The organism is Pseudomonas petrae (assembly GCF_021728295.1).
Taxonomy (GTDB): Bacteria; Pseudomonadota; Gammaproteobacteria; order Pseudomonadales; family Pseudomonadaceae; genus Aquipseudomonas; species Aquipseudomonas petrae.
In genome coordinates this window covers 260,245-281,163 of sequence record NZ_JAKJXE010000002.1, presented here as the reverse complement: position 1 = coordinate 281,163, position 20,919 = coordinate 260,245, and the positions used below count along the sequence as shown (strand labels likewise).

The 20,919-nt window shown below is 62.4% G+C and carries 19 protein-coding genes and 2 pseudogenes; 13 read left to right on the top strand and 8 right to left on the bottom strand.

Annotated elements, in window-relative coordinates; all coding sequences use genetic code 11:
* Position 1: 1 nt before the first annotated feature.
* From L4G42_RS04825 to L4G42_RS04810, 4 genes are all read right to left on the bottom strand, one after another.
* Positions 2 to 769 (bottom strand): SDR family NAD(P)-dependent oxidoreductase, encoded by a 768-nt coding sequence (locus L4G42_RS04825; protein ID WP_237252007.1) that lies wholly within the window; start codon positions 767 to 769, stop codon positions 2 to 4.
* 142 nt (positions 770 to 911) lie between these two features.
* Entirely contained in the window at positions 912 to 2,306 is a 1,395-nt protein-coding gene (locus tag L4G42_RS04820) for a DHA2 family efflux MFS transporter permease subunit (protein WP_237259527.1), read from the bottom strand.
* Positions 2,307 to 2,346: 40 nt separating this feature from the next.
* Positions 2,347 to 3,048: a TetR/AcrR family transcriptional regulator gene (locus tag L4G42_RS04815; protein ID WP_237252005.1), complete on the bottom strand. Its 702-nt coding sequence runs from the start codon at positions 3,046 to 3,048 to the stop codon at positions 2,347 to 2,349.
* 121 nt (positions 3,049 to 3,169) lie between these two features.
* A complete protein-coding gene (locus L4G42_RS04810) occupies positions 3,170 to 4,057 on the bottom strand; it encodes a DMT family transporter (RefSeq protein WP_122537176.1) in 888 nt (295 codons plus the stop codon).
* A gap of 224 nt (positions 4,058 to 4,281) precedes the next feature.
* On the opposite strand from L4G42_RS04810, the gene L4G42_RS04805 reads away from it, so the two are divergent.
* The 3 genes from L4G42_RS04805 (at position 4,282) to L4G42_RS04795 (ending at position 6,532) form a co-directional block, all read left to right on the top strand.
* Entirely contained in the window at positions 4,282 to 5,193 is a 912-nt protein-coding gene (locus tag L4G42_RS04805; RefSeq protein ID WP_237252004.1) for a LysR family transcriptional regulator, read from the top strand.
* 159 nt (positions 5,194 to 5,352) lie between these two features.
* Positions 5,353 to 5,631, top strand: a complete 279-nt coding sequence (locus L4G42_RS04800) for a DUF2790 domain-containing protein (RefSeq protein ID WP_237252003.1) — start codon at positions 5,353 to 5,355, stop codon at positions 5,629 to 5,631.
* A gap of 136 nt (positions 5,632 to 5,767) precedes the next feature.
* Entirely contained in the window at positions 5,768 to 6,532 is a 765-nt protein-coding gene (locus L4G42_RS04795; protein ID WP_237259528.1) for a 2-keto-4-pentenoate hydratase, read from the top strand.
* A gap of 363 nt (positions 6,533 to 6,895) precedes the next feature.
* Here L4G42_RS04795 and L4G42_RS04790 read toward each other — a convergent pair whose 3' ends face one another.
* The gene (locus tag L4G42_RS04790; RefSeq protein ID WP_237254492.1) at positions 6,896 to 7,804 is read right to left on the bottom strand and encodes a LysR family transcriptional regulator; all 909 of its coding nucleotides are present in this window, start codon (positions 7,802 to 7,804) and stop codon (positions 6,896 to 6,898) included.
* 108 nt (positions 7,805 to 7,912) lie between these two features.
* Here L4G42_RS04790 and gcl point away from each other — a divergent pair, with 108 nt between their 5' ends.
* The 3 genes from gcl (at position 7,913) to L4G42_RS04775 (ending at position 11,635) form a co-directional block, all read left to right on the top strand.
* A complete protein-coding gene (gene gcl, locus L4G42_RS04785) occupies positions 7,913 to 9,688 on the top strand; it encodes a glyoxylate carboligase (protein ID WP_237254491.1) in 1,776 nt (591 codons plus the stop codon).
* 38 nt (positions 9,689 to 9,726) lie between these two features.
* Entirely contained in the window at positions 9,727 to 10,509 is a 783-nt protein-coding gene (gene hyi / locus L4G42_RS04780; protein ID WP_237254490.1) for a hydroxypyruvate isomerase, read from the top strand.
* 223 nt (positions 10,510 to 10,732) lie between these two features.
* The gene (locus tag L4G42_RS04775) at positions 10,733 to 11,635 is read left to right on the top strand and encodes a 2-hydroxy-3-oxopropionate reductase (protein ID WP_237254489.1); all 903 of its coding nucleotides are present in this window, start codon (positions 10,733 to 10,735) and stop codon (positions 11,633 to 11,635) included.
* A gap of 239 nt (positions 11,636 to 11,874) precedes the next feature.
* Here L4G42_RS04775 and L4G42_RS04770 read toward each other — a convergent pair whose 3' ends face one another.
* On the bottom strand, positions 11,875 to 13,197 hold the full coding sequence (locus L4G42_RS04770) for an OprD family porin (protein WP_237254488.1): 1,323 nt from the start codon (positions 13,195 to 13,197) through the stop codon (positions 11,875 to 11,877).
* 641 nt (positions 13,198 to 13,838) lie between these two features.
* Here L4G42_RS04770 and L4G42_RS26230 point away from each other — a divergent pair.
* The 7 genes and pseudogenes from L4G42_RS26230 to L4G42_RS04740 form a co-directional block, all read left to right on the top strand.
* Positions 13,839 to 14,348 (top strand): annotated as a pseudogene (locus L4G42_RS26230) (MCP four helix bundle domain-containing protein); the annotation flags it as partial.
* Positions 14,349 to 14,957: 609 nt separating this feature from the next.
* Positions 14,958 to 15,476: pseudogene (locus L4G42_RS26225) on the top strand (methyl-accepting chemotaxis protein); the annotation flags it as partial.
* 233 nt (positions 15,477 to 15,709) lie between these two features.
* Complete coding sequence (gene copC, locus L4G42_RS04760; protein ID WP_237254486.1) at positions 15,710 to 16,096, top strand: copper homeostasis periplasmic binding protein CopC; 387 nt, start codon at positions 15,710 to 15,712, stop codon at positions 16,094 to 16,096.
* 4 nt (positions 16,097 to 16,100) lie between these two features.
* Positions 16,101 to 16,976: a copper homeostasis membrane protein CopD gene (gene copD / locus L4G42_RS04755; protein ID WP_237260590.1), complete on the top strand. Its 876-nt coding sequence runs from the start codon at positions 16,101 to 16,103 to the stop codon at positions 16,974 to 16,976.
* Between the two features lie 109 nt (positions 16,977 to 17,085).
* A complete protein-coding gene (gene ada / locus L4G42_RS04750) occupies positions 17,086 to 18,207 on the top strand; it encodes a bifunctional DNA-binding transcriptional regulator/O6-methylguanine-DNA methyltransferase Ada (RefSeq protein WP_237260588.1) in 1,122 nt (373 codons plus the stop codon).
* A gap of 145 nt (positions 18,208 to 18,352) precedes the next feature.
* Positions 18,353 to 18,802, top strand: a complete 450-nt coding sequence (gene parS, locus L4G42_RS04745) for a type II RES/Xre toxin-antitoxin system antitoxin (protein ID WP_237254483.1) — start codon at positions 18,353 to 18,355, stop codon at positions 18,800 to 18,802.
* Complete coding sequence (locus L4G42_RS04740) at positions 18,802 to 19,245, top strand: RES family NAD+ phosphorylase (protein ID WP_237254482.1); 444 nt, start codon at positions 18,802 to 18,804, stop codon at positions 19,243 to 19,245. The genes parS and L4G42_RS04740 overlap by 1 nt, the downstream gene beginning before the upstream one ends.
* On the opposite strand, the gene acuI is transcribed toward L4G42_RS04740, so the two are convergent.
* Positions 19,246 to 20,229: an acrylyl-CoA reductase (NADPH) gene (gene acuI / locus L4G42_RS04735; protein ID WP_237254481.1), complete on the bottom strand. Its 984-nt coding sequence runs from the start codon at positions 20,227 to 20,229 to the stop codon at positions 19,246 to 19,248.
* A 49-nt stretch (positions 20,230 to 20,278) separates the two neighbouring features.
* Positions 20,279 to 20,917 (bottom strand): acrylate utilization transcriptional regulator AcuR, encoded by a 639-nt coding sequence (gene acuR / locus L4G42_RS04730; RefSeq protein WP_237254480.1) that lies wholly within the window; start codon positions 20,915 to 20,917, stop codon positions 20,279 to 20,281.
* Positions 20,918 to 20,919: the final 2 nt, after the last annotated feature.

The window sequence follows — 20,919 nt, the reverse complement described above, 5'->3', positions numbered from 1 at the left end:
ATTAGCGAGCGGCCATACGCAAGGCACCGTCCAGCCGGATCACCTCGCCGTTGAGCATGCTGTTTTCGATGATGTGGCGCGCCAGCGCGGCGTATTCCTCGGGCTTGCCCAGGCGTGGCGGGAATGGCACGCCGGCGGACAGGCTTTCGCGCACCTGCGGGGTCATGCCGGCCATCATCGGGGTTTCGAAAATGCCCGGAGCGATGGTCATGACGCGGATGCCGTAGCGCGCCAGTTCACGGGCGGCGGGCAAGGTCAGGCTGACGATGGCGCCCTTGGAGGCCGCGTACGCCGCCTGGCCGATCTGGCCGTCGTAGGCGGCAACCGATGCAGTGTTAATGATGACGCCACGCTCGCCGCCGGCGTCGGCCGCGCTTTCGGCGATGGCCACGGCGGCGAGCCGCAGCAGGTTGAAGCTGCCGATGAGGTTGACGTTGATCACCCGACTGAAACTGTCGAGGCCGTGGGGACCTTCTTTGCCGAGGATTTTCTCGGCGCCGACGATGCCGGCGCAGTTGATGACGCCATTGATCTGGCCAAACGCACTCAGCGTCGCATCCACTGCGGCCTGAACCGCGCTCTCCTGGGTGATGTCGCTGACGCTGGCGCGGGCATTGCCGCCCAGTTTTGCCACGTGAGCCGCGAGCGCCTCGGCGTTGACGTCCACCAGCATCACGCTGGCCCCTGCGTCGATGAGCATCTGCGCGGTGGCCGCACCCAGCCCGGACGCGCCGCCACTGACCAGAAATACCTTGCCTTCGATCTGCATGATTGTGTCGTCCTTACACTTTTATTGTTGGAGTGGCGAAATACTCCGCTCTGCCGCGCCGATGGGCAATAGTCAAAGCGCGCAGAACGCCTGGTGGTTTTGGCCAGTGGCGCTTCACGCTTGCTAGTGGGTTGCCAGCGGGTCAGGCCTTGGGTTGCAGCAGCGCCGCGCCGGCCTGGGCCGACACCCGGCGGTTGTCCAGCAGCGCCAACGCCGCGATTACCGCGACGCCAATAAACGTCAGCTGGAAATCAGCGGTTACCGCGTGCCCGTCGTTGCCATGCAGGACCATCGCGCCACGCAACAGCAACGCAGCAATCGCGACGCCCAGGCCCATGCTCAACTGGAAGCACATGCTGAACATCGTCGACGCATCGCTCATCTGCGGCTTGGGCACGTCGGCGAAACCGAGGGTATTGAAGGCGGTGAACTGCATGGAGCGGGACAGACCGCCGATGAACAGGATCAGCAGAATCATCGGCCAGCCCATGGCCTGATCGAGCAGCGCGCAGGCCGCAATCGCCGCCACACCGATGCAACCGTTGACCAACAGCACCTGACGAAAGCCCCAGCGCTGCATGATCACGCTGGTAAAGGGCTTCATCGCCAGGTTGCCCGCAAACACCCCCAGCACCAGCAGCCCGGCGTCGAACGCGGACAGGCCAAAGCCCAGCTGAAACATCAGCGGCAGCAGGAACGGCAATGTGCTGATGGCGATCCGAAACACCGAGCCGCCCAGCAGACTGACGCTGAAGGTGCGGATGTGCACCACCGCGACGTTCATCAGCGGCTGCGGATGCCGGCGCATGTGTCGCCATGCCAGTGCGCCGCTGACCACGCCGAGTGCTGTTACCCCAAGGCCCGGCCACTGACTGCCATGGCCCTGCCCCAGCCGTTCCATCCCGAACAACAGCGCGGTGCAGGCCACGCCCAGCAGCAGGAAACCTTTCAGGTCGAACGGCCGGGTGCTGACTTCGTTGCGCCTGGGAATGAGCACCAACGTGGCGATGAGTGCCATGACGCCGAGTGGCAGGTTGAGGTAGAAAATCCATGGCCATGACGCATGGGTCACGATGAAACCGCCCAGCGGCGGCCCAAGAATCGGCGCCACCAGTCCGGGCCAGGTGATCAGCGAAATCGCCCGCACCAGGTCCTTCTTTTCAGTGGCGCGCATGACCGCAAGGCGCCCGACCGGGACCATCATCGCGCCGCTCATGCCTTGCAGCACCCGGGCGGCAACGAAGGTTTCCAGACTGTCGCTGATGCCACACAACATCGAAGCCACCGTGAACAGCACGATCGCGCCGCCGAACACCCGTCGTGAACCGAGTCGGTCGGCCAGCCAGCCACTGAGGGGAATGAACGCGGCGATCGCCAGCATGTAGGCGCTCATGCCGATGTTGAGATCCACCGCTGCGACACCGAAGGTTCTGGCCATTTCCGGCATGGCCGTGGCGATCACCGTGGCGTCGAGGTTTTCCATGAAAAAGGTGACGGCCACCAACAAGGCGATCAGCGTGGATTGGCGTTGCGACATCGTTTGGTCCTCAGGCAAGCGTGGCGTGGAGCTCGCCCGATTACGGCAGCAGGTAACGCATCACCGCGTCACAGATCATCGCCTTCTGCCGGGCCTTGACCGCTTCCTCCTCGAGGTCGATCTGGAAAATCTCGGAAAAGGTATGGCGGTTCGACACGCGATAGAAACAGAACGAACTCATCAGCATGTGCAGGTCAACGGCCTGTACGCCTGGGCGGAACACGCCGTCCCGCTCACCGCGCCGCAAGGTGTCGTCCAGCGCCTGCAAGACGTTCCGGCTCAGCTCGCGGATGGTCGGGGACTGTTTGACGTTGGCGCCGTTGTGAATGTTTTCGATGCAGACGATGCGAACGAAATCGACGTTGCGGTCGTGGTGATCGAAGGTGAATTCCACCAGCCGCCTGACCGCTTCTTCAGGTGCGAGCACGTCCAGCTTGAGACTGCTCTCGGTGTTGCGGATGTCGCCGTACAGCTTCTCCAGCACCTCGGTGTAGAGCTGCTCTTTGCTGTTGAAGTAGTAATAGATCATCCGCTTCGAGGTTTGCGTGCGCTCGGCGATCGCATCCACCCGCGCGCCGGAAAGCCCCTGGGACACAAACTCGGCGACGGCCGCCTGAAGGATGTCCTCGCGGGTTTTCTCCGGATTGTTCTTGCGGCTCTTGCGGGGTGACTCTAGCAGGACATCTAAGTTCGGGCGCGTATCTGCGGGCGCTTCAGCGAGACTGTCGTCGACGGTTTTCATGCGGGGCTCACGACCACGGTGGAGGAGTGGATTATGGGCCGCCCCGACGGGTTACGGAAGCGCTACGCAAGCGGCGGGATTGCAGAGCGCCTGCGCCTTCTACAACCATCGGCTCAACGCCTCACCCACCCTTCTTGCGCTGTTGCCACGCAGCCGCCAGGCCGCTGAGGCAGATGATCGCGATGCCGGCTTGTGCGGCGAGGGATGGCGAGTGGTTGAACACGATGTAGCCCCACAACCCGGCGAAGACGATCTGGCAATAACCGAACGGCGCCAGCATGGCCGGCGCGGCAAAGCGGAAGGCCTGGGTCAGCATCAGGTGCGCGACCATGCCGCAGGTGCCCAGCGCCAGCATGAACGGAATGTGCTTCCACTCCGGTGACTGCCAGAAGAACGGCACGATGGCGCTCATCAACAGGCTGTTGAACAGCCCGGCAAAAAAGTTGCTGGTCGTCGGGCTGTCATGGGCCGCGACCAGACGGGTCAGCAACTGGTAGCAGGCGAAACAGAACGCCGAGCCCAGCGGCAGTAACACCGCCGGCCGAAACAGCTCGCCGCCGGGATGCACGATGACCAGTACCCCGCTGAAGCCCACCAGCACGGCGATCCATTGACCGCGGCTGACGGTCTCTTTGAGCAGCGGCACCGACAGCGCCGTGACCAGCAGCGGCGCGAGAAAGTTGACCGCCGTCGCCTCGGCGATCGGGATGAACATCAGGCCGCTGGTGAACAGCAGGCTCGTGCCCAGCAGGCACACCGCGCGCAACGCCTGCAAGCCCGGGCGCTTGGTGCGCAGCACGCGCAGGCCCGACGACGGCATGAAAATGCACGCCATCAGCCCGGTGTGCACCACATAGCGCACCCAGACCACCATCATGATCGGGTAGATGCCGGAGAGGTATTTGGACAGCGTGTCATGACTGGAAAAAAGAAAGGTCGCAAACAGAATCAGTGCGATGCCCTTCAATGGCTGGTTGACGCCGGAGAGCGGCGTGCTGGTGGTGCTCATCTGCGTTCCTTTGGCCTTGCGTGAATGCGGGTCTGGCCCTTGCCGTGTCGAGCGCCGGCCTTTGGTTCGAGGAGTCCAGCGTCAGCAAGAATATAGAAGGCGTCGCCGGAGCACCAAGCAAACATGACCGCCCGGGTGTTTTTCTGACTGCCTGGATCAGACCTTTCCGCTCGCCCGGATTTGCCGCAGACTGCCGCTCTCGTTGGCTCGAAAACGGACGCTCAGTGGACCGCATTCAGGAAATGACCCTTTTCGCCGCCGTCGCCGAAGGCCCCAGCTTCGCGGCGGTGTCGCGCAACCTGAACGTGTCCACGGCCACTGTCACCCGGGCCGTCGCGCAGCTGGAAGCGCGGCTCGGCACCTTGCTGATCGTGCGCACTACCCGGCAGTTGCGCCTGACCGAAGCCGGCGTGCGCTTCGCCGACGACTGCCGGCGCTTGCTGGCCGATCTGCACGAGGCCGAAAGCGCCGCCGCCGGCATTCATGCGACGCCGCGCGGGTTGCTGACCATTACCGCGCCGCAAGTGTTCGGCGACCTGCACGTCACGCCGGTCATGACCGACTACCTGAGTCAGCATCCCCAGGTGCAGATCCGTGGCCTGTTGATGGACCGGATTGCCGGGCAGCTGGAAGAAGGCATCGACGTCTCGGTGCGCATCGGCGAGTTGCCAGACTCATCGATGACTGCCATTCAGGTCGGCACCGTCCGGCGCATGGTCTGCGCCTCCCCCGCTTATCTCGCTGCCCACGGCACGCCGCAGCATCCCCGCGAACTCATGGAGCGCGAGACCGTTTCCGTGATGATCATCGGCCGCAGCCCCGCGTGGACCTTCCGCATCGAAGGCCAGCACCAGGAAGTAAAGGTGCAGTCGCGACTGTCGATGACGTCGTTCACTGCGTCCATTCATGCCGCCATTGATGGCTGGGGCCTGACCCAGGTGCCGTCGTATCAGGTTCGCCGACACTTGCAGGCGGGCACGTTGTGCTCGGTGCTCGAAGACTTCGAGGTCACGCCGATGCCGGTTTACGTGGTCTACGTCGAGGGGCGACGGGGGTCATCCAAGGTGCGCTCGTTCGTTGATTTCTGCGTTCAGCGTTTGCGCGCGGACCTGGCGTACAGCGCCGGGCCGGGCTGAGATGGTTGAGCCGAGGGGCGACTACGACTTCATCAGCTGCAATGATGGGCGCTATCGACAGCCACCATTTCTGCCGCTGCAGCCCGCTGCCTAAGATGGCTCCATCAGCGAGCCACTCTCCTGCGCGCTCGCACGTCACCTGGATGCGAGCACGCCATCATGAAATTCCCCCTCTTTGTCGCCCTTTCCCTGGTTAGCCTGTTTGCGTCTGCCAACGAGCCCGCCACATCCTCTGCGCCCGCTGCGACGGCCGAGCAAACCGCTCAATACGATTACAGCGAAGACCTGGACATCGCCAAAGTGGTGCGCGTCACCAGTGCCAACAACTCCGACAATCCCTGCGCGCCGGTCAAGGCGAAGATGGAATACGTCGACAGCAAAGGCGTGGCCCACAAGCTGGAATACACCCGCCTGGGCGATGCGTGCGAGCACGGTTGATTGATTACGGCATGAACCCCCGCCTCTGCCGACCGGCTGAAATAGGGTTAGAGTAGTCACGCTGGCTCCGCCGTTCCTCGCCTGATCAGCAACGGAACCGGGGCGCTTTCCATCAATCGCCTGAAGGAAGACCCGCGTGAATCCATCGTCTCACCCAGCGAACACTGCCGAATTGATCGTTGCCGCCATGGGCGCCGGTCAGAAAATCACCGAAATCCGTCCTGAATACGTCCCCGCCGATGCAGCCAGTGCCTATGCGCTGCAGCGCGAGATTCTGCGTCTGCGCGAGACGTCTGTCGGCGGCTGGAAGGTCGGCGCCAAGTCTCCGACCGGGCCGATCAATGGCGCGCTGCTGCCGGACGACGGTATTTTCGCCAGCGGCAGTCAGGTGGAGTGCGTCGACTACCCCTCGCCGATTCTGGAGCTGGAAATTGCCTTTCGTCTCGGCCGCGAGTTCACCCCTCGCGATGAGGCGTATTCGGATGAAGAAGTGCTGAGCAGTATCAAGACGATGGGCGCGACCATTGAAGTGGTGTCGAGCCGGTTCGCCGCCTGGCCGAAGATAGAGCCGCTGTTGGCCTTGGGCGACCTGCTCAATCATGGGGCGCTGATTATTGGTGAGTTTATTGATTACGACGCCAGCTTTCCGTTCGTCGAGCCTGCGCTGAGCTTTACCTATGGCGACGAGGATATCGTGCCGGGGGATGGGGCGAATCCGGCGGGTGACCCTCGGCGTTTGCTGCCGTGGCTGGTCAATCACCACACGCAGAATGGGTTGATCGTGACGCCGGAGATGGTGATTACCACCGGTTCCTATACGGGCATGTACAAGACCAGCGGGCCGGGCCTGGCGGTTGGCGAGATTCGTGGGCTGCCGGTGGTGTCGGTGGAGTTGATTTAACCGCCTCGCTCGCCATTGGTGGGACCGGCTTCAGCCGGGAAGACGTCGGTGCATCCAACCTATCTTCAGCGCCAGTTACGGCCCCTTCCCGGCTAAAGCCGGTCCCACTGGGAATTTGCGTTGCTGCACCTCGCTGCGGCGTGCGCGGAGTTGTGGGACCGGCTTTAGCCGGGAAGACGTCGGTGCATCCAACTTATCTTTAGCGCCAGTTACGGCCCCTTCCCGGCTAAAGCCGGTCCCACTAAAAGCATCGTGCGCTTTCTGGCCTGTTCCCGGCTGAAGCCGGTCCTACCGACCGCGCACGACCTGTAGGACCGGCTTTAGCTGGGAAGCGTTTGAATTATCTGCTGCGGGGATTACGGCTTACCCCTGCCGCCAATACCCCGGCCGGTTGTACACCTCTTTCAAAAACGCGATGAAGAACCGCACTTTCGCCGGCAGGTAATGCTGTTGCGGGTACACGCCCTGGATGTCGTAGCTGGGCAAGGCGAATTCGTCCAGCACGGTGACCAGCGCGCCGCTTTCCACTTCGTTCTGAATCTCCCACGTCGAGCGCCAGCTCAGGCCCAGGCCGCGCTTGGCCCAGTCATACAACAGTTCGCCATCGTTGCAATACAGATTGCCCACGACCTTGATCGCCACCGGCTTGCCCTCGCGCTGAAACGTCCAGCCGCGATGCTGCCCGCCCTGCAGGTTGAACGACAGGCAATTGTGCCGCGCCAGGTCCTCAAGCACCTGGGGAAATCCGTGCTCGGCGAAATAGGCCGGAGAGCCACAGACCACGCGTTTGTTGGCGTACAGCTTGATGGCGACGTAGTTCGGGTCCAGCACTTCGCCGATGCGGATGCTCATGTCATAGCCCTCACGCACCAGGTCCACCACGTTGTCAGTGAGGTTGAATGACAGCTGCAAATCCGGGAACCGCGCCTGAAATTCTGGCGCATGGGGCGCCACGTGCTGACGGCCAAACCCCGCCGGCGCCGAAACCACCAGATGCCCGCGCACGCTGCTTTCGTTCTCGCTGATGCTGGCGTCCAGTTCCTCGAACGACTGCAACACCAGCTTGGCGTTCTCCAGATACGACTCGCCGGCATCGGTCAGGGTCAGGCCTCGCGTTGAGCGATGAATCAGCTTTACGCCCAGCCGATCCTCCAGCGCGCTCAATCGCCGGCCCATGATCACCGGCGTCACGCCTTCCACCAGCGCAGCGGCGGCAAAACTGCCACGTGTGGCAACCAGAACGTAGCTGCGCAATTCTGTATAGCGATCCATTCGATACTCCAGATACCGATAGAACCGATAAAAACAGCCATTCACAAAACATCGGATTCAAATCAGGCTGTTTACGTACAAAAACTATCGAGTTCAGGAGACTAACAAATGACCGTCATGAGAGCCATCGAAGCCGCCGTTCTGGTGATGCGTCGCGAAGGCGTCGACACCGCCTTCGGTATTCCGGGCGCCGCGATCAACCCGCTGTACGCCGCATTCAAGAAACTCGGCGGCATTGACCACGTGCTGGCGCGCCACGTCGAAGGCGCCTCGCACATGGCCGAGGGTTATACCCGCGCCATCGCCGGCAACATCGGTGTGTGCATCGGCACGTCGGGACCTGCGGGCACCGACATGATCACCGGTCTCTACTCAGCCTCCGCCGACTCGATTCCGATTCTGTGCATCACCGGCCAGGCGCCGCGTGCACGGATGCACAAGGAAGACTTCCAGGCCGTCGATATCGCCAGCATCGCCGCGCCGGTCGCCAAATGGGCGACCACGGTCATGGAACCCGGCCAGGTGCCGTATGTGTTCCAGAAGGCCTTTCAGTTGATGCGCAGCGGCCGGCCCGGCCCCGTGTTGATAGACCTGCCGTTCGACGTGCAGATGGCCGAGATCGAATTCGACATCGACGCCTACGAACCGCTGCCGGTGGTCAAACCCCAGGCCAGCCGCAAGCAGATCGAAAAAGCCCTGGCGATGCTTAACGCTTCGGAGCGTCCGCTGATCGTGGCCGGTGGCGGCATCATCAATGCCGATGCGTCGGACGCGCTGGTGGAGTTCGCCGAGCTGACCGGTATTCCGGTGATCCCGACGCTGATGGGCTGGGGCACGATCCCCGATGATCACCCGCAAATGGCCGGCATGGTGGGGCTGCAGACCTCTCACCGCTACGGCAACGCGACGATGCTGGAGTCCGACCTGGTGCTCGGCATCGGCAACCGCTGGGCCAACCGCCACACCGGCACCGTGTCGGTGTACAGCGAAGGGCGCACGTTCATCCACGTCGACATCGAGCCAACGCAGATCGGCCGCGTGCTGACGCCGGATCTGGGCATCGTTTCCGACGCCGGCGCAGCGCTGGCGATGTTCATCGAAGTGGCGCGCGAGTGGCACACCGCCGGCAAGCTGAAGAACCGTAGCGAATGGCTTGCCAGCTGCCAGGAACGCAAGCGCACGCTGCAGCGCAAGACCCATTACGACAACATCCCGGTCAAGCCGCAGCGGGTGTACGAGGAGATGAATCAGTATTTCGGCAAGGACACCTGCTACATCAGCACCATCGGCCTGTCGCAGATCGCCGGCGCGCAATTCCTCCACGTCTACAAGCCCCGTCACTGGATCAACTGCGGACAGGCCGGGCCGTTAGGCTGGACCATTCCGGCGGCGCTGGGCGTGGTGAAGGCTGACCCGAGCCGCCATGTCGTTGCGCTGTCCGGGGATTACGACTTTCAGTTCATGATCGAAGAACTGGCCGTCGGTGCGCAGTTCAAGCTGCCGTACATCCACGTGGTGGTGAACAACTCGTACCTCGGGCTTATCCGTCAGGCCCAGCGCAACTTCGACATCGATTACTGCGTGCAGCTGGCGTTCGACAACATCAACGCGCCTGAGCTGGAAGGCTATGGCGTCGATCACGTTGCGGTTGCCGAAGGTCTTGGCTGCAAGGCGATCCGCGTGCTTGACCCGGCGCACCTGCAGGCAGCCTTCGCCGAAGCCACCCGCCTGATGCAGCAGTACCGCGTGCCGGTGGTGGTGGAAATCATCCTCGAGCGCGTCACCAACATTGCGATGGGCACCGAGATCAACGCCATCAACGAATTCGAGTCCCTGGCCGAGAGCCGCGCCGACGCCCCCACCGCCATCAGCCTGCTGGACTGATCGCGCCGGTCATCCCGAACACGAACAAGGAGTACGTCATGCCACGTTTATGCGCCAACCTGTCGATGCTGTTCACTGAACTTGAGTTTTTGCAGCGCTTCGAAGCCGCCGCCAACGCCGGTTTCAGCGGTGTCGAATACCTGTTTCCGTATGACTTCAGCTCTGCGCAGATCAAGGCCGAGCTGGACCGCAACCGGCTGACTCAAGTGCTGTTCAACTTGCCGGCAGGCGACTGGGCCAAGGGTGAGCGCGGCATCGCCTGTCACCCTGATCGGGTTGAGGAGTTCTATGCCGGCGTCGACCTGGCCATTGCCTATGCCAAGGTCCTGGGCAACACACAGATCAACTGCCTGGCGGGGATCAAGCCCGAGGGGTTCGACGACGGGCTGATCGAAAAGACCTTCGTCGACAACCTCAAATACGCCGCCGACCGCCTGCAAGCCCAGGGCATCGATCTGGTCATGGAAATGATCAACACCCTGGACATTCCGGGGTTCTACCTGAACACCACCGCCCAGGCGCTGGCGATTCGCGAGAAAGTCGGCAGCCGCAACCTGTCCCTGCAATACGACATCTACCACATGCAAATCATGGAAGGCGACCTGGCCCGCACCCTCGAAAACCACCTGCCGGCGATCCGTCACGTGCAACTGGCGGACAACCCGGGGCGTCATGAACCGGGCACCGGCGAAATCAACTACGGCTTTTTGTTCAAGCACCTGGACCGGTTGGGTTATCGCGGCTGGATCGGCTGCGAGTACAAGCCGCTGACCACGACCGAGGCGGGGCTTGGGTGGATGAAGGCCCACAACTTGGTTTGATACCCGATACCTGATCCGAAACCCAACCTGGCATTGCCCGGAATGCAAACCCTGTAGGAGCGTGGCTTGTCCCGCGATCTGCTGCGCAGCAGCAGTGAAATCTGATAGCGCGGTGTGCCAGACGTACATCGCGGGTTGATGTACGACCGGTTCCCGGTCGATCGCGGGTCAAGCCACGCGCCTACAGGAGACCGCACAAGACATCACAAAGAGGTTACATCTCATGGCTAACATCGGTTTTATCGGCACCGGCATCATGGGCCTGCCCATGGCAGAAAACCTGCAGAAAGCAGGTCATCAATTGATTCTTTCCCGGCATTTCATTGCCCCGCCCGCGTCATTGGTGGACGGCGGCGCCACGGTGCTGGCCAACCCGCGGGAAGTGGCGCAAGAGGCGGAATTCGTCATCGTCATGCTGCCCGACACCCCGCAGGTCAACGACGTGCTGTTCGGCGAAAACGGTCTGAGCGAAGGCACCGGTTCCGGCAAAGTGGTCATCGACATGAGCTCGATCTCTCCTTCGGCAACCAAAGCGTTCGCCGAGAAAATCAACGCCACCGGCGCGCAGTACCTCGACGCGCCAGTGTCGGGCGGCGAAGTCGGCGCCAAGGCGGCGACGCTGAGCATCATGGTCGGCGGCGAGCAGGCGACATTCGAACGCGCCCTGCCCCTGTTCCAGACCATGGGCAAGAACATCACCCTGGTCGGCGGCAACGGTGACGGCCAGACCGCCAAGGTCGCCAACCAGATCATCGTCGCGCTGAACATTCAGGCGGTGGCCGAAGCCTTGCTGTTTGCCTCGAAAAACGGCGCTGATCCCGCCAAGGTACGCGAAGCATTGATGGGTGGCTTTGCCTCGTCGAAGATTCTCGAAGTGCATGGCGAGCGGATGATCAAAGGGACGTTCAACCCGGGCTTCAGGATCGCGCTGCATCAGAAGGATCTGAACCTGGCCCTTGAAGGCGCACGGGAGTTGGGGCTGAACCTGCCCAATACCGCCAATGCACAGCAAGTGTTCAGCACCTGCGCGTCACTGGGCGGCAGCGGCTGGGATCACTCGGGCTTGATCAAAGGCCTGGAGCACATGGCGAATTTTTCGATTCGCGGTGATCACCGGCCTGACTGACTCGCGCGGTGAGATGTGCTGCCCGTGCCGGCCCCTTCCCGGCTGAAGCCGGTCCCACTAACGGCATCGCGTGCAGTCAGCGGGTACGCAAGGCGTGCACCTGTGGGACCGGCTTCAGCCGGGAAGAGGCCCGTCCTGTTGACACATCAGGGGCAGCAATCACGCAATAAAAAGCCAGGCCTCCTCTCGGACAGCCTGGCTTTTTTACTGCGGAGTCTCTGCGACTATGCGGGACGCGATCAGAAGATATTGATCGGGTAGTCAGCAATCAAACGAAACTCCTTCACGTCACCATCAGGCTGATCGCCGTTGGCGGTGTGCCAGGCCTGACGCATGCGCAGGGACAAGTCCTTGGCCGGGCCGGACTGCACGACATACTTCGCTTCCAGGTTGGTCTCATGATGGTCGCCGTCATCGCCATAACCGGTGTAAGTGCTGTTCGACGGAATATGGGATCCATCAATATCGTCACCGTGGATATAACGAACCATGAAACTCAGCCCCGGCGCGCCGTAACTCGCCATGTTCAGGTCATAGCGCGCCTGCCAGGACTTTTCGCCCGGGCCGTTGAAGTCGGAGTACTGAACCGAGTTGGCCAGCAGTATCGAATCGCCGGTGTCGCCCGCGCCGTTATTACCAAAGGCCACATAATCGAACGGCGTGTCGCCATGCACTTTCTGATACGCCAGGGTCAACGTATGGGCGGTCAGGAATGAATAAGCAGCCGCCAGCGACCAGGTCGTGTTGCTGATATCACCCGCCTTGGCGGCGCCGCTGTCGTTGGTGCGGTAGATATTGAAGTCGAAGTTCAATGACTGCTGATCAGAGATCGGCAGTGTGTAGTTGGCATTGGCGTAGTACTGATGCCAGACGTCCTTGAGGTCCGAGCCATACAGGCTCACCGAAAGATTATCGGACAGCGCGTATTTACCGCCGGCGTAATCAATGCTGCTGGCTTCGACGTTGGCATACGCCGCCCAGATGCCGTGATCATTGTTGGTCGTGACCGGGCCGTTGCTGCCGGTGAAGTGGCCGCCGTCGAGTTCCAGATTGGCGATGTCGCTGCTCAGCACGTTAAAGCCAGTTGCGGTTTGCGGAAACAGCCGCGAGCCGCCCGCTGCAAACACCGGCGCCTGGGGTTGCAGATTGCCGTAGCGTAATTCGGTTTTCGAGATGCGCATCTTCAGCGCCCCGCCGGCCGTGCCGTATTCATCCTGCGGATTGCCATGGCTGTCCACCGGCAGGTTGCCGGTGCCGGTGGTCCCGCCGCCGCCATCCAGCTTCAGGCCCCAATAACCGTAGGCATCAACGCCAAAACCCACAGTGCCCTGGGTGAAGCCGGAACTGAAATTACCCAGCACGCCCTGGGTCCAGTCCTTGCTGTCGTCCTTGCCGTTCTTGTTGTCCCGGTTGAAATAATAGTTCTTCAGGTGAACAGTCAGACTGCTGTCGTCGACGAAGCCCTTGGCCTCCGATTGATCACTGACAACCGCTGCCGTTGCCAATTGACTGACACCCAGCGAAACCGCCAGCGTCATCAGATTCCATTTCACGAAAGTCATTGTTATCCCCTGTCTCGATTAAGGCCCAGCGCGTGCGCCCCTCTGCATGTGGGGCACTGTCTCAAGTTCACACGACGATTCAGCGCTGGAGCGGGCGTTGCGGCAGATGGAAACAAAACACACATGCCAGTGACTGGACGGCCGTTCCAGCCAAAGGAGCACATTGATTATTGTTGATACACGTTCTACTGGCGGCATACCACCCAGTTGAAGGGCGATAATCTTGTAGCACTATCCGACCAACGGGTTTCCCAACGAGTTTTGATAGTCACTATCAATCTTCGTAATAGTCGAAAACTTTCGGCCGGTGTTACCGTCGTCGGCGATGAAGAACACGAATCAATTGCCGGATGACTCCGCAGCATCAGGCAATCGAATCATGCTCCGCTTCATCATTCCTTTGGTAAGACTTTTAGCCACCTCACGTCAGTGCGGTGGCTTTTTTTATGCCCGTCATTTATCCACCACTTGCGGAACTTCTCAAGAACGCACTACGGCTGAAAAGTTCTCTTTGAAAGCACCAACGGTCCCTATTGCATTAATAGTGAAAATACTTAAGCGACGCCATGGAAACTCCGATATAAAGCGCACCAGGTAATAGCGTTCTAATATCACGGACGCCTTCAATTCAGGTGCACTTTATGTTCAAAGATCTTTCAATTGCCAAGCGCCTGGGATTGGGCTTCGGGCTTGTCCTCGCGCTGATGATCCTCGTCACACTGGTCGGCGTTAACCGGGTCGGGTTGATAGAGTCCGCCCTGACCGACGTCAGTGAGGACGCCACCGTCAAACAGCGTTACGCGATCAATTTCCGCGGCAGCGTGCATGACCGGGCGATTGCCCTGCGCGATGCCGTGCTGGTGCGCAACGATGCCGGGTTGGCCACACACCTGCGTGACATCGAGCGTCTTGACGGCCTTTATCAGGCGTCCGCCGCGCCCATGGACCGCATCTATCAAACCAAGGGCGCGTCGCCCCGTGAGCAAGAGCTGCTGGCCAACATCAAAGCAGCGGAACGCACTGCGCTGAGCGCCACCGAAACACTGCTGAAGCTACGCCAGCAAGGTGAAATCGACCAGGCCCAGACGCTGCTGATGGAGCAAGTGTCCGGCGCCTACAAAGACTGGCTCGCGCGCATCAACGCACTGATCGACCTGGAAGAAGCGTCCATTGGCGGGCACATCAGTTCGGTACGGGTGACGGCCGCGCAGTTCGCCTCGCTGATGCTGTTGTCCACCGGCATCGCCGTGGTGTTGGGGATCATTGCGTCGCTGCTGATCATCCGCGGCCTCAAGTCGACCCTCGGCGCCGAACCCCACCAGGTGGCGGCATCTATCCGTCGTCTGGCGGCCGGCGAGCTGACCGACAAGATCGAGACGACCTATCCCGACAGCGTGATGGGGGCGCTCAAGGCGACCAATCTGCACTTGTCGGCGACCATCACCGAGGTGCGTTCGGCCGCGGCGGCGTTGACCCACTCTTCCGCACAACTGCTGTCCAGTTCCGACAGCAACAGCGAGCAGATGCGTCTGCAAGCCAGCGAAACCCAGCAGATGGCCACGGCGATCAACCAGATGGCCAGCACCGTAAAAGAAGTTGCGGGCTACGCCGATCAAGCGGCAAATGCGACCCAGACGGCCGATCATGAAGTCGAGAACGGCAAGCGCATGGTCGAAAGCACCGCCCAGGCGATGGACCAGTTGGCGCGCAAGCTGGAAAGCGCCGCTGATTCGGTGGGCCAGGTGTCCAGCGACAGCCGCGCCATCGAAAACGTGGTGGCGGTGATCAACTCCATCGCCGAACGCACCAACCTGCTGGCGCTCAACGCCGCCATCGAGGCCGCCCGCGCCGGTGAGGCGGGCCGCGGTTTCGCCGTGGTCGCCGACGAGGTTCGCTCCCTGGCCAACCGCACTCAGGAGTCGACCCAGGAAATCCGCGACATGGTCGCTCAGTTGCAAACCGGAGCGGTGAAGACCGCCGACCTGATGCGCGAAAGCCGCGAAATGGCCCAACGGACGGTCGAGCAGACCCACGAAGCGCAAACCGCGCTGGTGAAAATCCGCCACGAAGTCGGCGCGCTCAACGACATGAATGCGCAGATCGCCAGCGCCGCCGCGCAACAACGGGCGGTGGCCGATGACGTCAGCGTCAACATCAATCGCATCCACGATTCGGCACTGGAGACCGCCGTCGGCTCCAATCAGGTCGCCCGCTCCAGTCGCGAGCTGTCGACCCTGGCCGACGTGCTCACCGACCGCGTGAGCTTCTTCAAGGTCTAACCGCGCAGGGCTGCGTCGCACAGGCGGCGCAGCCTTTCACTGCATCATCACTGCATCACCCCGCCGCCTTGTTTCCCCCTCCAACGACGTCTCGATCCTGACGGCGCGCCCGGCTTAATCGCTGGAGTCCTTCTGCACTTTCTGGTCTAGTAGCGATCCGATCATCCCGAGTCGACCGTCGTCGATTCCGTCATCCATTCGCTGCAACTGCCGCCCAAGCAAAGGTCCCGCCGATGTCTGCCCACCGTTTCAAGCACGCCCTCTCCTGCCTGTCCCTGCTGGCCTGTCTGACCTCCACTGCTGCCTTTGCCCACGCCCATCTGGAAAGCCAGCAGCCCGCTGCCGACAGCGAAGTGAGCGCGCCCAAAGAGCTGCGCCTGACCTTCTCCGAAGGCGTCGAAGACACGTTCACCAAGGTGGTGATCAGCCTGGACGCGCCCGATACGCCGACTGAAATCATCCAGACCCGCAACGTCCAAACCGACCCCAATGACCAGAAAGTCCTGATCGTAACCCCGGCCATGCCGATGGTGCCGGGCACATACAAAGTGGAATGGCACGCCGTGTCGGTGGACACCCACAAGAGCGAAGGCACCTACCGCTTTCAGGTGACGCCATAAACCCATGCATGAAGGACTGATCCTGTGCCGCTTCATCCACTTCGGCGCAGTGCTGTTGCTGTTCGGGGTCGGCGCGTTCCGCAGCCTGTTGTTTGCCCGGCACCTGCTGCCTTTTGAGGCCAGCCCGGCGGGACCTCGCCTGAGTCGAGTGCTCGGCTGGCTCGCCGCCATCGCCCTGGCGAGCGCCCTGGCGAGCGCGCTGGCGTGGCTGATGCTGACGGCTGCTTACCTGAGCAGCGACTGGAGCAGCGCGATCGATGCGTCTACCGTCAGGCTGGTGCTGAGCGGTACCTGGTTCGGTCACGTGTGGGTCGTTCATCTGCTGCTGAACGCGCTGGTTGTCATCCTCAATCGCCGGGTGAGGCCACGCGCGCTGCTGACCCTCAACGCGCTGTTGCTGCTGACGCTGGCGCCGGTCGGTCACGGCGCAATGTTCGATGGGCTGAAAGGCCAGCTGCTGATCCTCAACCAGATGCTGCACCTGCTCGGCGTCGGTACCTGGCTCGGCGGGTTGTTGATGCTGGCCCTGCTAATGAGGGCTGATCATGGCGTCGACCTCGTAGCGGTATTGCGGCGTTTCAGCGGCATCGGCTACGGGCTGGTGGCGCTCATCATCGCCACGGGCCTGATCAATGTTCGTGCACTCAGCGGCGGGTTCTGGCCTGAGCCTGCCTTTGCCGGGTTCGGCCTGGTGCTCGCCGTCAAAGTATCAATGGTTGGGGGCATGTTGGTGCTGGCGGCGCTGAACCGGCAACTGGCCCATGGCGCTGATCTGCCTTTGGCACGCCTGAGGCTGAGCGTGTCTCTGGAATGCCTGTTTGGCGCTGGCGCACTGGCGGCGGTGTCGTTGCTCGGCACCTTGCCGCCGATGCTGGCCTGATTTGAATGCGAGACGCTGAGCACAAGAGTTTGAACGCAAGACTCGGAGTGTCGCCTTCCATCGCGGCGGTTAACGTACAGGTCAGTAAACAGTCAGAGAGCCGCCGAACATGAGCCGCCAGCCGAGCAATCAGTCCTCCGAAAGCGTCGAACTCGACCCGCGCTGGAGCGCCGTGTTATCCCGGGACGCCAGCGCCGACGGGCAGTTCGTCTACGGCGTGCGCACGACGGGCGTCTACTGCCGCCCCAGCAGCAGCGCACGCTTGCCACGCGCGGAAAACGTGGTGTTCTTTGACAGTGCCGCTGAGGCCGAGGCCGCCGGGTTTCGCCCGAGCAAACGCGCTGCCGGCGACCGCACCGGTCTGGCTGAGCAGCATGCGGCCGTGGTCGAAGCAGCCTGCCGACTGATCGCCGAGGCCGAATGGCTGCCCACCCTCGCTGAACTGGCCGTCCACGCCCGCATGAGCCCCTGGCATTTCCACCGCGTCTTCAAAGCCGTCACCGGCCTGACGCCCAAGGGCTACGCCAACGCCCACCGCGCCGACAAGGTACGCCGCAAACTGACCGACAGCGGGCGCATCACCGACGCCCTGTACGACGGCGGTTTCAATTCCAACAGCCGTTTTTACGAAGCCAGCGCCGGACTGTTGGGCATGAGCCCCACGGACTACCGCAAGGGCGGCGCGTCGCTGGAGATTCGTTTTGCCGTCGGCGAATGCTTTCTCGGCGCGATTCTGGTGGCTCAAAGTCCGCGCGGCGTGTGCGCCATTCTGCTCGGCGATGACCCCAATCGATTGGTGCAAGACCTGCAGGATCAGTTTCACAGCGCCACGCTGATCGGCGGCGATGCCCACTTCGAGCGGCTGATGGCTGAGGTGGTGGGTTTTATCGAGGCGCCGAAGCTGGGCCTGAACCTGCCGCTGGATTTGCAAGGCACCGCCTTTCAGCAGCGGGTCTGGCAGGCCCTGGCGCAGATCCCGCCGGGCACGACCGCGAGCTACGCGCAAATCGCCCAACGGATCGGCGCGCCGACCGCCAGCCGCGCGGTCGCCCTGGCCTGCGCGGCGAACCACCTTGCCGTGGCAATTCCCTGTCATCGGGTGGTGCGCAGTGATGGCGCGTTGTCGGGTTATCGTTGGGGTGTGGAGCGCAAGCGCGCGCTTCTTGATCGCGAGGGTCGAGCAGCGGAGCACGCATCCGGTCCGGCAGCGAACGTCGCAAAGACCCGCTAGAAGCTTCCCGGCTAAAGCCGGTCCTACACATGAAGCCGGGCATGCAAAAAGCGCCAGGCATGCAAACGCCGGTAACAGCTTCTCGCTTGAGAAACCCTGACAGCGGCGTAAGGTCGCTGCACCGGATCTCACAAGGAGCATGGACGTGCCTTCGACTCTTCAAGCTGCGATAACCGACACCGCCCCCTCATTCTGGTTGATCGCCGACCAGCTCAATGCTCGCAACGAAACCGAACGGCTGGACTACATCCGCTCGGGCTTCCCGCCCGGTTGGGTCAAGGTGCTGCGCAACGCCTTCCGCCTCAGCAACAGCCAGCTCGAAGCCTTGCTGGCGACCTCGGTCTCCACCCTGGAACGCCGCCAGCGTCAGCAACGGCCGCTGGACATTGTCGGCTCCGAACGCCTTGACCGGGTTGCCGCCCTCGCCACCCACGCCGCCGAACTCTTCGAAGACCAGAACACCGCCCGCCGCTGGATGGTCGCCCCCAACCGCGCACTCAACGGCCAGACGCCCATCGCCCTGTGCGAAACCGAAATCGGCGCGCGCCAGGCACGCCGGGTGCTCAGCGCCTTGCAGCATGGCGGGGTTGTCTGATGCAGGCCTGGAGGATCAGCAAGGACAGTGCCGCGAACGATCTGTCCGGCATGGGCGCCGCGAAGTTCGGCGGGCGCTGGAATCATGCCGACCAGCCTGCGGTCTACCTGGCGCTGAGCGCGTCAGGCTGCGCGCTGGACACGCTCATTCAATGCGCGAGCCTGCCGCAGCCGGGTTTCCAGATCGTTCACCTGCAGTTGCCGGATGACCCGGCGCTGTATTGGCAGCCTGCTCTCACCCAATTGCCGCCCGGCTGGGACGTCACGCCGGCGGACCGGCCCAGCATGGATTTCGGCAGCGCCTGGCTGGAGCGGCGCGAGCAACTCGGGCTGATCGTGCCCTCCGCAACCATCACCCACACGCGCAACCTGCTGCTCAATCCTCGGCACCCCGCCATGACGCAGGTCAGGGTGCTCGACGTGCGTCCTTTCACCTGCGGCTGATCAGCGCTGGGTGTCGACCACGATTCTCCCGCGCACGTGACCATCCATAAGCAGGTGCGCGGTTTCAATCACTTCACTCAGGCCGATCTCGCGGTTGATCAACGGCAGCAGCGACACATCCAGATCGCGAGCCAGGCGCGCCCAGGCGTCGAGGCGGTCCTGGCGCGGGCGCATGACACTGTCGATGCCGGCCAGCGTCACGCCGCGCAGAATGAACGGCGCCACCGATGCCGGAAAGTCCATCCCCTGGGCCAGACCGCAGGCCGCGACCGTGCCCCAATAGCGGGTACTGGCGCAGATGTTGGCGAGGGTGTGACTGCCCACCGAATCGATCGCCCCGGCCCAGCGCTCTTTGGCCAGCGGGCGGCCGGGCTCGGCGAGGGTAGCGCGGTCGATGATTTGCGTAGCGCCGAGGGACGTCAGGTATTCGCTTTCGCTCAAGCGGCCGGTGGAGGCCACAACGCGATAGCCGAGTTTCGCCAGCAGTGCGATGGCGAAGCTGCCGACACCGCCGTTGGCCCCGGTCACCAGCACATCGCCCTTGTCCGGCGTCACGCCGTTTTTTTCCAGTGCCATGATCGCCAGCATCGCGGTGTATCCCGCCGTACCAATGGCCATGGCCTGCGCCGGTGTAAAGGCGCTCGGCAGCGGGATCAGCCATTTGCCCTGCAACCGCGCCCTCTGCGCCAGCCCGCCCCAGTGCCCTTCGCCGACACCCCAGCCGTTGAGGAGCACGTGATCGCCAGGTTTGAAGTCCGGATCGTTGCTGTCCTCGACCGTGCCGGCCAGATCCACCCCGGGCACCATCGGAAACTGCCGCACGATCGGGCCTTTGCCAGTGATCGCCAGGCCGTCCTTGTAATTCAGCGTGCTGTGGCTGACGCGCACAGTGACGTCGCCGTCGGGCAACTGACTGTCGTCGATGTCCGTCAGCTCAGCGCGGTAGCCGTTGTCGTCTTTGTTGATCAGGATGCCCTTGAACATGCCGTTCACTCCTATTTAGACCGCTCGTCTATAACCAGACCTGAAAACATCAGCGCGGCAATCCGCGCAGAAATCCGATGATGAAAGTATTGAGCGGCTGCTCGTTCTGCACCAGTCGAGCCCGCAGCACAGCGCCCTCCCAGCCAATCCAGAAATACGCCGCCAGCTCTGAACAGTCGGTGCGCACCGGCAGTTCGCCTGCCGCAATCGCCGCCTGAAAGCACACCGTCAGGCGCGCCTGCCAATCGAGAAAAACCTTTTCCAGTGCCTCGCGGAAACCCGCTGGCAGTACGCTCACTTCCTGGCCCATGTTGCCGACCAGACAGCCGCGCCGAAAATCGTGGCGGGCGATATTGACCTTCGATTCCTGAACGAACCCGGCCAGCCGCTCCAGCGGCGAGAGCTTTTCATCGAGCAGCCAGCGATCCAGGCGCCGGGCGAAGTAGCCGGCATAGCTGCCCAGCACCGCGAGGCCGAACACCTCTTTGCTGGCGAAGTAGTGATAGAAGGAGCCCTTGGGCACGCCGACGCGCTTGAGGATGCCGTCAATGCCAGTGGCCATGAAGCCCTGTTCGGTCAGCACCTCGACCCCGCAGCGGATCAGCGCCTCGCGGGTGTCGAAGTCATCGGGGCGTGCCACTTTGGGTGGTCGGCCGGGACGTCTGGGCCTTGCAATGATGTCGTTCATGG

Excerpts from the sequence above, each read along its gene's own strand:
- L4G42_RS04825 (WP_237252007.1), bottom strand. The coding sequence starts at position 769 with ATGCAGATCGAAGGCAAGGTATTTCTGGTCAGTGGCGGCGCGTCCGGG.
- L4G42_RS04820 (WP_237259527.1), bottom strand. The coding sequence starts at position 2,306 with ATGTCGCAACGCCAATCCACGCTGATCGCCTTGTTGGTGGCCGTCACC.
- L4G42_RS04815 (WP_237252005.1), bottom strand. The coding sequence starts at position 3,048 with ATGAAAACCGTCGACGACAGTCTCGCTGAAGCGCCCGCAGATACGCGC.
- L4G42_RS04810 (WP_122537176.1), bottom strand. The coding sequence starts at position 4,057 with ATGAGCACCACCAGCACGCCGCTCTCCGGCGTCAACCAGCCATTGAAG.
- L4G42_RS04800 (WP_237252003.1), top strand. The coding sequence starts at position 5,353 with ATGAAATTCCCCCTCTTTGTCGCCCTTTCCCTGGTTAGCCTGTTTGCG.
- L4G42_RS04790 (WP_237254492.1), bottom strand. The coding sequence starts at position 7,804 with ATGGATCGCTATACAGAATTGCGCAGCTACGTTCTGGTTGCCACACGT.
- gcl (WP_237254491.1), top strand. The coding sequence starts at position 7,913 with ATGACCGTCATGAGAGCCATCGAAGCCGCCGTTCTGGTGATGCGTCGC.
- hyi (WP_237254490.1), top strand. The coding sequence starts at position 9,727 with ATGCCACGTTTATGCGCCAACCTGTCGATGCTGTTCACTGAACTTGAG.
- L4G42_RS04775 (WP_237254489.1), top strand. The coding sequence starts at position 10,733 with ATGGCTAACATCGGTTTTATCGGCACCGGCATCATGGGCCTGCCCATG.
- L4G42_RS04770 (WP_237254488.1), bottom strand. The coding sequence starts at position 13,197 with ATGACTTTCGTGAAATGGAATCTGATGACGCTGGCGGTTTCGCTGGGT.
- copC (WP_237254486.1), top strand. The coding sequence starts at position 15,710 with ATGTCTGCCCACCGTTTCAAGCACGCCCTCTCCTGCCTGTCCCTGCTG.
- copD (WP_237260590.1), top strand. The coding sequence starts at position 16,101 with ATGCATGAAGGACTGATCCTGTGCCGCTTCATCCACTTCGGCGCAGTG.
- ada (WP_237260588.1), top strand. The coding sequence starts at position 17,086 with ATGAGCCGCCAGCCGAGCAATCAGTCCTCCGAAAGCGTCGAACTCGAC.
- L4G42_RS04740 (WP_237254482.1), top strand. The coding sequence starts at position 18,802 with ATGCAGGCCTGGAGGATCAGCAAGGACAGTGCCGCGAACGATCTGTCC.
- acuI (WP_237254481.1), bottom strand. The coding sequence starts at position 20,229 with ATGTTCAAGGGCATCCTGATCAACAAAGACGACAACGGCTACCGCGCT.
- acuR (WP_237254480.1), bottom strand. The coding sequence starts at position 20,917 with ATGAACGACATCATTGCAAGGCCCAGACGTCCCGGCCGACCACCCAAA.